The 11,023-nt window shown below is 41.1% G+C and carries 8 protein-coding genes and 2 pseudogenes; 5 read left to right on the top strand and 5 right to left on the bottom strand.

Going from position 1 to position 11,023, the window contains the following annotated elements; all coding sequences use genetic code 11:
- The first annotated feature begins 293 nt into the window (after positions 1-293).
- Both BM056_RS25085 and BM056_RS25080 read left to right on the top strand, forming a co-directional pair.
- The gene (locus tag BM056_RS25085) at positions 294-1,133 is read left to right on the top strand and encodes a DMT family transporter (protein WP_165613715.1); all 840 of its coding nucleotides are present in this window, start codon (positions 294-296) and stop codon (positions 1,131-1,133) included.
- A gap of 369 nt (positions 1,134-1,502) precedes the next feature.
- Complete coding sequence (locus BM056_RS25080; protein WP_092476172.1) at positions 1,503-1,742, top strand: hypothetical protein; 240 nt, start codon at positions 1,503-1,505, stop codon at positions 1,740-1,742.
- Between the two features lie 241 nt (positions 1,743-1,983).
- On the opposite strand, the gene betB is transcribed toward BM056_RS25080, so the two are convergent.
- The 5 genes from betB to cudC all read right to left on the bottom strand — a co-directional run bounded on the left by betB (position 1,984) and on the right by cudC (position 7,846).
- On the bottom strand, positions 1,984-3,456 hold the full coding sequence (gene betB / locus BM056_RS25075) for a betaine-aldehyde dehydrogenase (protein WP_207648247.1): 1,473 nt from the start codon (positions 3,454-3,456) through the stop codon (positions 1,984-1,986).
- A gap of 333 nt (positions 3,457-3,789) precedes the next feature.
- Entirely contained in the window at positions 3,790-4,962 is a 1,173-nt protein-coding gene (locus BM056_RS25070) for a quaternary amine ABC transporter ATP-binding protein (RefSeq protein ID WP_092476169.1), read from the bottom strand.
- A 27-nt stretch (positions 4,963-4,989) separates the two neighbouring features.
- Positions 4,990-5,859: an ABC transporter permease gene (locus BM056_RS25065; protein WP_238456662.1), complete on the bottom strand. Its 870-nt coding sequence runs from the start codon at positions 5,857-5,859 to the stop codon at positions 4,990-4,992.
- 114 nt (positions 5,860-5,973) lie between these two features.
- Positions 5,974-6,999: an ABC transporter substrate-binding protein gene (locus BM056_RS25060; protein ID WP_238456661.1), complete on the bottom strand. Its 1,026-nt coding sequence runs from the start codon at positions 6,997-6,999 to the stop codon at positions 5,974-5,976.
- Between the two features lie 268 nt (positions 7,000-7,267).
- A complete protein-coding gene (gene cudC / locus BM056_RS25055; RefSeq protein WP_092476166.1) occupies positions 7,268-7,846 on the bottom strand; it encodes a choline uptake/conversion transcriptional regulator CudC in 579 nt (192 codons plus the stop codon).
- A gap of 275 nt (positions 7,847-8,121) precedes the next feature.
- Here cudC and BM056_RS27750 point away from each other — a divergent pair.
- The 3 genes and pseudogenes from BM056_RS27750 to BM056_RS27835 form a co-directional block, all read left to right on the top strand.
- A pseudogene (locus tag BM056_RS27750) lies at positions 8,122-8,474 on the top strand (iron-containing alcohol dehydrogenase).
- Between the two features lie 378 nt (positions 8,475-8,852).
- The gene (gene betA, locus BM056_RS25045) at positions 8,853-10,538 is read left to right on the top strand and encodes a choline dehydrogenase (protein WP_092476164.1); all 1,686 of its coding nucleotides are present in this window, start codon (positions 8,853-8,855) and stop codon (positions 10,536-10,538) included.
- Positions 10,539-10,559: 21 nt separating this feature from the next.
- Positions 10,560-10,691, top strand: a pseudogene (locus BM056_RS27835) (FAD-dependent oxidoreductase); the annotation flags it as partial.
- Positions 10,692-11,023: the final 332 nt, after the last annotated feature.

The following is an 11,023-nucleotide window of genomic DNA, read 5'->3' as shown; positions in this document are numbered from 1 at the left end:
ATGGATCGCCTTACTAAACGGGGGATTGACAAAGCTTTTAACGATATCATGATTTGTCTGATTACGTTTCTTGCTGGAACCATTGTTCAGCTTAAAGATAAAGCATTACCAAATGTAGCTTAGTAGCAATGATTTAATATTTGCTTTGCTTTTTTGTGTCTGTTAATTGGGGTGATTTCTACTCTTTTTTAGAGTTAATTTGTTCAATTCCATCTTTACTTCAAATAAATAGGTTAATTTTGGTAAACCTATGCTTTAGTATGATATTCTCTTTTTTATGTCAGTTTAAAATTTTGAATTCTGCAATTGGCTCACCCTTTACATTTTCCGCCTTAAGGTTCATAATTGGCGGTGTCCTGCTGGTTGGCCTTACCTTGGCACTGCGCATGGGCGTTCCGGCCAGGGAAGATTGGTTGGCACTGGTTGTCCTGGGTCTTTTACAAACTACCCTTACTTTTGGCCTGGTATTTTACGCCATGCAATCTGTTCCGGCTGGAATAACTTCAGTACTCTTGTACAGTTACCCGATCATTGTTAATTTGATGGCTTATTTTTTATTAGGTGAAAGGCTGAATCTGAAAAATATCGTCGGCCTTTTAACGGGATTTTCGGGTCTAATTATAATATTTTCCACCGACGGCTTTCAATCAGGCAGCATTTACGGAAAAATATTAATTATAATAGCTGCTATTAACTGGGGCCTGGCAACAGTATTCCTAAGGCGCCGCTTTCCAACCCATAACAAACTTCAGGTAACCGCCTGGCAAATGTTTTTCGGCGGTGTATTGACCTTGTTAATTGTACCTTTTATTGAAGGGGGCATAAGTCTATCTTTAGTTACAGCCTGGGCAGCCCTGCTGTTCACATCAGTCTTCGCGTCGGCCATGGCCTTTTCCCTCTGGTTTTATGTGCTTGATTTCTGGGGCGTCGGCAGGGCCAGTGTATTCATATTTTTAGTCCCCGTGTGCGGCGTCTTTTTTGCCACTTTACTGCTGGGGGAAGACTTAACAATAAAATTAGCTTTAGGGCTAATAGCCGTGGTTATTGGGATATGGCTCGTCAATGCAGCAGCAGGTAAAAAGTCCAATAGTAACGAACATGATAGTTCGCAAAATTTACTTGTTGAAAGCTAAATAGAACACATGGCATTCGTTTTTTTAGATTCAATTAAGCTTTTCAATCAATTATCTATAATGCTCATTATCATTGACACCCATGCGCTGGGTGTACGCAATAAACCCCATTCACTAGTTGAATGGGGTTTATTGGTATGTTACTGACAGTTGTTGTGGGACCTACTGACGATTGTTGTGAGAAACGGCAGACAGAAACAGACAAATCAAACAAACTGTCCGTTTCAATAATGTTTGAGAATGAGCTTGTCCATTTTCCTGGGTTTAACCTAATTCATCTCATTTAAAGTTTTTTGAGAATGGTTTCTGGAGAGTTGTATGTATATCTTACATATAATGTTCTTGAATATATTTTGGAGGTAAAGATTTATGAGCGGTCAATCGCCTGATTCCCGCATATACGATACACTTCTTGGCAACAAACCGAACATTCTTATTATTATGGTGGATCAACAACGCTATCCTGTAATATATGAAAACGAAGAATTACAGGCATGGAGCAGAAAATATCTAAAAGCCCAGGGAATATTAAAAAGCAGAGGGTTGGAATTCAGGAGCCACTACGCAGGTCAGGGCAGTACTCGACGGGCTTTTGCAGGAGCAGTGTAGAAAGAAAAGATTATACCCTGCCAGTGGAGATGTTCCTGGAAAACCTTCCTGTTCCCACACCAGCCGGTAATTTTTGCAGGAAACGAGGGGATGGTTCTTAATAAAAAATTGATAAAAAGCCGTTCGTTTTCTTTGAAGGAAAACTAACGGCTTTTTATATTAATAATATTGTGGAAGTGATACTTTATTATGAACCGGTGACAAGGAGCATGACCCGCCGCGGGCAAGATACAGAACAGATTTATTTGAACCAGTATAATGGTTGTGGCGCAATGTTTTCAAAAATGTGTTTTGTTTCTGTATACTCTTCTAAACCAGTTTTACCTAGCTCACGTCCCAGTCCAGATTGCTTATATCCACCCCATGGAGCTTGTGCAAAATAAGGATGGAAGTCATTAATCCAAACTGTACCTATACGGAGTTTAGATACAACCCTCTCTGCTTTTCGTGAGTCATTTGTCCATACTGCACCTGCAAGACCATAAATAGTATCATTAGCAAGTTGAATAACTTCTTCTTCAGATGAGAAGCGCTCAACGGTTAAAACAGGACCAAAAACTTCTTCTTGCACAATGCGCATGTCTGATTTGCAGTCAATAAAAATTGTAGGTAAATAGAAGAAACCATTTTGAAGCTCTGGATCTTCAGGACGCTTCCCACCAAGAACAAGGTTAGCTCCCTCAGCCTTCCCGATTTCAATATATTTTTCGACTTTTGCACGGTGCTCAGCAGAAATTAGTGGACCAGATTGTGTATCTTCATCAAAACCATTGCCTAGTTTAATTCTTTTTGCTCGTTCTAGAATAGCTTCAACAAATTTGTCATGTATTGTTTCTTCAACTAGCAATCTTGCTCCTGCGGAACAAACTTGCCCAGCATGGAAAAATACAGCGTTTAATGCTTGGTCAACTGCAGTTTCAAAATCACAATCAGCGAATACAATATTGGGATTCTTTCCTCCAAGCTCAAGGGCAATTTTTTTTACATTATTGCTTGCAGCTTGCATGATTTTCTTTCCTGTTTCAATTCCACCTGTAAAGGAAATTAAGTCAACATCATTACTCACAGCTAGCTCATTACCAACGGTTGCACCTGGACCTAATACGAGGTTTACAACACCTTTGGGGAAACCAACTTCCTCGATTAATTCTGTAACTTTAACTGTTGTTAATGGCGTAATTTCACTTGGCTTAATCACAATAGTATTTCCTGCTGTCAATGCAGGCGCAATTTTCCATGAAGCCTGTAAAAGAGGATAATTCCACGGTGAAATTTGACCACAAACGCCTACTGGCTCGCGAACAACTCTACTTTTTGAGTTGGGAATTGGTGATTCTATTATCTCACCACCATCTTTATCAGCCAAGCCAGCGAAATAACGGAACACTCCGATAATGTCTTCCATGTCTGCTTTACTTTCAATTAAAGTTTTACCTGTATCTAATGATTCCAGCTTTGCTAGCTCAGCTTTATCCCTTTCGATTAAGTCTGCAATTTTATTCACCATGTTTCCACGTTCGTATGCCGGAATAGTTGCCCAATCCCCATTATCAAATGCTTTCCTTGCCGCTAAGATCGCAAGTTTTGCATCTTGTGCAGTACCTTCTGATACCTTGGCAATTACTTCTTGATTATATGGGTTAATAATTTCTCTTACTTCTTTTGATAATGAGTCAACCCATTCACCATTAATGAACATTTTTTTGTTTATCACCTTGGTTACCTCCACATACAGCAAATTAAATACGTTAATTATATATTTAACGTTTTATATGTTTTAATTTTACCAACAGATTTAAAATCCTGTAAAGCTATAACAGATTAGAACTACTATATGCCAACAGACCAAAGGATTCAAATGCCTTTCTCAACGGCTTCCATGGCAATATCCCTGTGTATAACTTCACTGGGACACACCTGCATACAGAACTCGTTTTGACAATGGAACAGCCGGTACAAATATCAAAATTACAATGTATTATTGTACGCAAAGAAAAGCCTACATTTATGCTTGTCACTATGCTGTTTAAACAATAAATTACATGATTTATACCAAAGCTGAAAGTACTGATACCCGGGAAATCAGACCTAGCAGCTTATTATTTTCATCAATTACGGCAATCGGATACTTGGTATCAGTGGCCTTAGGGATTAAGTCCTGCAAGAAAGCCTCACTATCTGTAGTAAAATAATCATCACGTAAAATATCGCTTAACTTCTTGTTTTCTTTGATGGCCTTAATGGTATCATCAATGGTTACAATACCCTTTAATTTTTTTTCAGAATCTACAACATATACACTGGAAATACCATTTGTACTCATTTCATTCATAGCCGATTTGAGGCTCTCTTTAATATTCACCAGCACGTTGGTTTTAAACATAACGTTTTTTGCCTGTAATATTTTGGAACGATCGATATCTCTGATAAAATTCTCAATATATTGGCTTTCCGGAGAGGCAAGCAGTTCATCTGGAGTACCTATTTGCTCTATTACACCATCTTTCATTACGGCAACACGGTCACCTATTTTAAAAGCTTCATTAATATCATGGGTGATAAAAATAATGGTTTTTTTAAGCCTGGATTGCAGCTCCATTAGCTCATATTGCATTTCCCTGCGGATCAATGGGTCCAGCGCGCTAAATGGTTCATCCATTAGAAGGATGCCGGGATCATTAGCCAGGGCTCGTGACAGGCCGACTCGCTGCTGCATCCCCCCGCTTAGTTCACCGGGCATCTTGTCTTCCCACCCGCTTAGGCCGGTGCTGGCCAGGGCTTTCAGCGCAATTTCGCGCCGCTCTGCGCCGGGTATCTTTCTTACTTCCAGACCATACTCCACATTACCTATTACACTTCTGTGACTCAAAAGGCCAAAATGCTGAAAAACCATAGCCACTTTATGTTGTCTGAAAGCAATAAGCTGTTTTTTATCATATTTTGTAATGTCTTCACCATCTATAAATATATGGCCCATAGTTGGCGTATTCAGCAAATTCAAACACCGGATAAGGGTTGATTTACCGCTGCCGGACAGACCCATAATAACAAATAATTCGCCTTCTTGAACTTCAAAAGAAGCATTATAAATGCCTACGGTATGTCCGGTTTCTTTTAATATTTTTTCTTTGGCCACACCTTTTTCTATTTTGTCTAACACCGATTTGGGATTGCGGCCAAAAATTTTGGTTAAATTCTTTACTTCTACTTTTACCGCCATACGAAGCTGCCCACTTTCTTATATTCTTTAATCGGGAATTTTATAGCGTTGAGCCAGACCCTGCGACAGCCTGTCAATAATTACCGCCATGATCACTATGCCAAGTCCCGCTTCAAAACCACGTCCCACGTCAATCCTATTCATGGATATTAAAACTTCCATACCCAAACCTTTGGCGCCAACCATAGATGCTATTACTACCATGGACAGTGCCATCATAGTAGTTTGATTTATGCCTGTCATAATTGCGGGTAGGGCCTGGGGGAGTTGAACTTTGGTTAATATATCCCATGAACTTGAGCCAAAAGATGTCGCAGCCTCCACCATCTCATTGGAGACCTGCCGTATGCCCAGGTCGGTGAGTCTGATTACCGGTGGTATGGCATAGACCGTGGTTGCAAAAACAGCCGGCACTTTACCCATGCCGAAAAAAATCATGGCCGGGATCAGATAAACCATACTGGGCATGGTCTGCATAAAGTCCAAAATAGGCTTGACGACTGTTTGGGCAAAGGGGCTGTAGGCCATTAAAATTCCAATCGGTATTCCCACAATTAACGAAATAACTACCGAAGCCAAAACTATAGCCAGAGTATAAATCATAAGTTCCCAGTAGCCAAAAGCCCCCACACATACCAACATTAGTGCAAACGCTAAGCCGGAGTAAAACGATAAACGCCGCCACCCTGCTAAAAAGACTACAATGATAATTAACCACCAGGGCAGCCAAAGTAAGAATTTTTCCACATAAATCATTAGCCATAAAACTAAGCTGCTGATACTGTGAATAGGCCCTCCGAGAACAGCATTTATCCAGTCGACAAAAACTTCAACATATGTGTTAACATGAAATTGTAAAAACTCTGGAAAATCGGTCATAGGTATATCCAGTTGCAATTGTGACCAACCGCAACTTTTCACCTCCCTCGAGACCTTATAATATTCTGCCTTTCATAAGCAGGTTGGCCGGTAGTTATACGACCAACCTGACTATGGTAAATCAAGTTGTTGCTAAAGGGCTGCTTTTACCTTTTGAACTACATCTTCGGGTACCCATTCGGTCCAAAGGTCCTCATGTTCTTTTAAAAACCACTTCGTTGTATCTTCAGTAGTCGCCTTGTTATCCTGCATATAAGCCAGTGCTTCACTAACAAGAGCGCTGCTGGTTTGGTAGTGCTTTAAAAACTCAGTAACGTCGGGCGCTTCTTTAGGCAGATTCTTCTGCACCGCGATAGTCAGGTCTTGTGACGGGTATTCGCAGCGATAGCCATCTTCCCAGAGTTCATCGCTATATGGCGCGTCTTCCAATAAAGTTAGATCATATTTTCCTGTTATCCAGGTGGGTTCCCAGTAATATCCCACCCATGGTTTACCTTCTTTAATAGCACTGGTAAGTGAGGTGGCCAGTGCTGTATCGGATCCCGGTTGGAAATAGTTAAAGTTCTTGTCTAAACCGTAATTTTTATATTTTTCTTGCAAAACAGTATCTGCGGTCCAGCCGGGTATGGAACCATATATTCTGCCTTTGCCCGGGTCTTCCGGATCTTTAAATAGTTCCCAATATTTGGGTAAATCTTTAATTGATTTTAGGTCCGGAGCCATAGGCTTAATGCCTCTTTCTGGATCACCTTTAATTACATAAGTGGGCACATACAGCCCTTGCTTATTATCAGCAAAATTTACGCCCAGTTCAACAATATCGCCGTCTTCTTTAAGCTGGTTATATTTATCTATTACATTACCGGTCCATATTTCCATATATACATCTATGTCACCTGTGCTGATGCCTGTAAGCGAAGACGGTTCCCCGCCGGGTATGATATCTGTTTTATAGCCGTAGCCGTTGCGCAGAATAAAACCTGCTATTTCATTATGCAAACGTATGCTGTCCCACCCGGCATCAGCAAAAATAATGGTGTCTTTACCTTTCGCAGTTTCATCGCCTCCACCAGATCCACAACCTGTTGCCAACAGAGAGAGCATGACAAACAATGAAATAATTACCAGAAGAGCTTTGTTTTTACTCCATTTAGTCACTTTGTTTATTTCCTCCTCACTTTACATTAGATTTACAGTAATCTTCAAAACCTGATGATACCCCCTTTTGTATACGTTTTTCACAAAATAGCCAACTTAATAAAACCATGAAGTTGCTGCTAAGTCAAAGTTTGATTTTTCTTATTTTGTCTAAATAAAACCCTTTAGAGGTTCCATGCATTGTGTTTTCTGTCTTATACGTTTAATATCTATTAAACGTATTGTAAATTTTTAAACTCTCTGATGCAGAGAGTTAAGATTACTAAATTTATTTTTTGGGTGGGATAAGCTCAAAAAGGTGGCCGCTTTCCAGGCTTCTTACCAAATCATCCAGCCAGTGATAGTAAACTTTTGATTTAACTATTTGATCTTCGAGCTCTTCAACTTCTTGCCTTTTTTCACCGGAAAGATTAGGATCTTCTAACGAAGCTTTTATTTCTAACAAAGCATCATTAATAGCATGTAAATTTACTTCTATTTCCCTGCGCCACTTGTCAGTAAAAAAGACCTGAAAAAATTTAAAGAAATCCTTTTCGGCTACATAAAGGTCTTTACGGTTCCCCTTTTGCCAGACCTTTTGCACCACTTTCATCTCTAACAGAGAACGAACCGCCAGGCTCATACTTGGTTTGCTCATACCTAATTCATCTTTCATTTCATCAAGTGTCATAGGCAATCTTTGAAAGTACAAAGTGCCATACAAGCGCCCAACTGAGGGAGTTACTCCATAAAGGTCCATAGTTTCGGCCATTGCGTTGATAACCTTATCCTTAGCCTTAGTAACTTTCCCCGTTAATTCTGTATTGTAAGCGTCCGTATTATTGACCTTTTGTTCTTCTTTATCCATGTTACCAAACCTTTCTCATGGGAAGTGATAAGTCTAGAAATTATATTTAAAATATTTTAATCATATCTTATAAAAAAAATAATGTAAATCTGCAAAACGCATTGAAATTTTGAGATATTGAAGAATTTCGGTCTAATACTTGGGTTGATGAGTTTTTTTATGCATGTTAATGTTTAATAAGTTTTAAACATATAAAACTAGCTAAACATTTATTCAAGGGGAAGATATTTTGAATATACGTTTTGAGCGCATGGCCAGTTTGAAATGCCTACAGTATTAAGCACGGTATCGGAGTTATCAAAAACATTGGCGAAGAAGTAAAAGGTATTGGTGTTAGCAAAGCCCTTTTAGTTACTGATAAAGAGGTTTTCAATGCTCGCTTAACGGAGTCCATTATAGACAGCTTAAAGAAAGCCAACATTGATTACGTATTATATGACGGAGTAGTAGCAACCCTCCGCTGGAAGTGGTTGCAGCTGGAAGCAGATTATACCAGGAAAATGGCTGCGACGGTCTCATTGCAGTGGGTGGTGGCAGTTCGATGGATACAGCTAAAGCCATTGGAGTAGAAGTAGCACATGGCGAACCTGTTCTGGAATACGAGTGTGCAGAAGGTAAAAAGCCCTAACCAAAAGGATTTCCCCCCTTACCACTGTTCCAACCACTGCAGGTACTGGCAGTGAACTAACCCGGTGGCTGTTATTACTGACTCGGCCCGGGAATTTAAATTTAATACAGGCGGCCCGTTAATTTAGACTCGTGGGATCGATAAAAACAGTCTGGTATTGGACGTGAGTTAGGCAAATCCGGATTGGGAGATTATAAAGAAACGAAACATATTTATCGGAATCTCAAGCCTGAGCCATGAATTGGTTTAAGTAAATTTTATATAAAAAACTAGCAAACTGTTAACTGGTTTAATAACTGAAGGAGGATTTTTAATGAATACTTTTCATTTTGTTTTAATCACTGCATTCAATTTTAAACATCCAAGGAGGTCTGGAAGATGAATGAAACATATGACATTGTTATAGTTGGTGGCGGAAGTGCGGGTTCTGTACTCGGCAACCGTCTAAGTGAAGATGGGACACGTAGTGTTCTTGTTCTAGAGGCGGGACGTAGTGATTATCCATGGGATCTATTGATCCAAATGCCAGCAGCTTTGCCGTACCCGGCAGGGAAACGCTTCTATGACTGGAAATACGCATCTGACCCAGAACCTTATATGAATGGACGACGTATCAAGCATGCCCGGGGAAAGGTGCTCGGAGGTTCGAGCTCAATCAACGGCATGATTTTCCAACGCGGCAACCCAATGGATTATGAACGTTGGGGAGCCGACCCAGGTATGGAAACGTGGGACTTTGCGCACTGTCTCCCGTATTTCAAACGCATGGAAAATGCTTTAGCCTCGGATCCAGAGGATGAGCTTCGTGGCCACAATGGTCCTCTCAAATTGGAACGCGGGCCAGCAAATAATCCTTTATTTCAAGCCTTCTTTGATGCAGCTGTCGAAGCTGGCTACTCACGAACACCTGATGTAAACGGTTTTCGCCAAGAGGGATTCGGACCGTTTGATAAGAATGTGTATAAAGGCAGACGTTTTTCAGCTTCACGTGCATATCTGCGTCCGGTTATGAAACGTCAGAACCTTACTGTGAAAACTCGTGCTTTCGTTACAAGTATTGACTTCGATGGAAGCCGAGCCAACGGTGTGACATATCGACGAAACGGGAAAACTCATCATGTCAATGCAGGTGAAGTCATACTCTCTGGCGGTGCAATCAATACGCCGCAGCTACTTCAACTGTCAGGTGTGGGCGATGCTGAACACTTGCGCTCAATTGGTATCGAACCGGTAGTTGATCTTCCAGGTGTAGGCGAAAACCTTCAGGATCATCTCGAAGTCTACATCCAATACTCTTGTCCGCTACCGGTTTCTGAGCAGCCTAACTTAAATAAAGCGCGGATGCCTTGGATCGGTTTGCAATGGTTGCTCGGACGCAAAGGTCCAGCAGCAACCAACCATTTCGAAGGTGGAGGTTTTGTTCGTTCGAACGAGAACGTCAACTACCCAAATTTGATGTTCCACTTCCTTCCGCTAGCGGTACGGTATGATGGACAAAAAGCGGACACTGATCACGGATTCCAGGTACACGTCGGACCTATGTACTCTGATGCTCGAGGGACATTAAAGATTCGTTCGAAAAATCCTAAAGAGCATCCGAGCATGGTCTACAACTATCTTTCGACCGAACAGGACCGGCGTGAGTGGGTTGAAGCAATAAAAATTTCACGTAAAATCCTATTTCAGCCAGCTATGGCACCCTATAATTCGGGAGAAATCTCACCCGGTCCTTCCGTTCGTACAGACAAGGAGATTTTGGAATGGGTGGCTAAAGATGCCGAGACTGCACTTCATCCGAGTTGCACGGCAAAGATGGGGCCCGATTTAGATCCAATGTCTGTTGTAGATCCGCTAACCATGAAGATCCATGGGCTCGACAATGTACGAGTGGTCGATGCGTCTGCCATGTCCTACATCACTAACGGCAATATCCATGCACCGGTGTTAATGTTGGCGGAAAAGGCAGCGGACATAATCCTTGGACGTAAACCGCTAGAGCCTATTAATGCCGACTTTTACCGTCATGGAGTACATCCAGCCGACGCAGGCACAATAAAACCATAAGCCAAATAATGCTTTCCTAATCTTAATGATAGAGGCATAGAGATGGATAAAAGAGGATATATCCCAGTTAACGACCTGATGGAGACCAATGTTGAAGTGGTATGTGCCGTTGGTGATAACCGCGTAAAATATCTAAGACAAGTTGCGGCGTCCCCCGTTAAATAGACACACAAAACATAAGTATTACTTCATTTTTCATAGAATATCTTGATCTTTTGACAAATCACCAAAAGGTTGTAGAACTTTCACTGCCGTCCTTGACTCCATGTGCTAATTTAAAGGTACCCGACCGACGGATATACGCCAAAAAATAATTGTCTGCGGTCGGGGTTTTTTAGCCTAGCACATGAAGTCAAGAATCTCCGCTTCGCTCCGACCGCAAGCGGCGGCTACTTGTTGTGGCATTGTGACTATAGAGAAATTCCCCTTCCCTCTGGAGACCGCCATATTTTAATTATTTAAGAAGCCCTTGCGGCAGAGTAATA

This window comes from Desulfotruncus arcticus DSM 17038 (genome assembly GCF_900113335.1).
Lineage (GTDB): Bacteria > Bacillota > Desulfotomaculia > Desulfotomaculales > Desulfallaceae > Desulfotruncus > Desulfotruncus arcticus.
The sequence above is the reverse complement of the archived record's forward strand: the minus strand, read 5'-3'. Positions and strand labels throughout refer to the sequence as shown.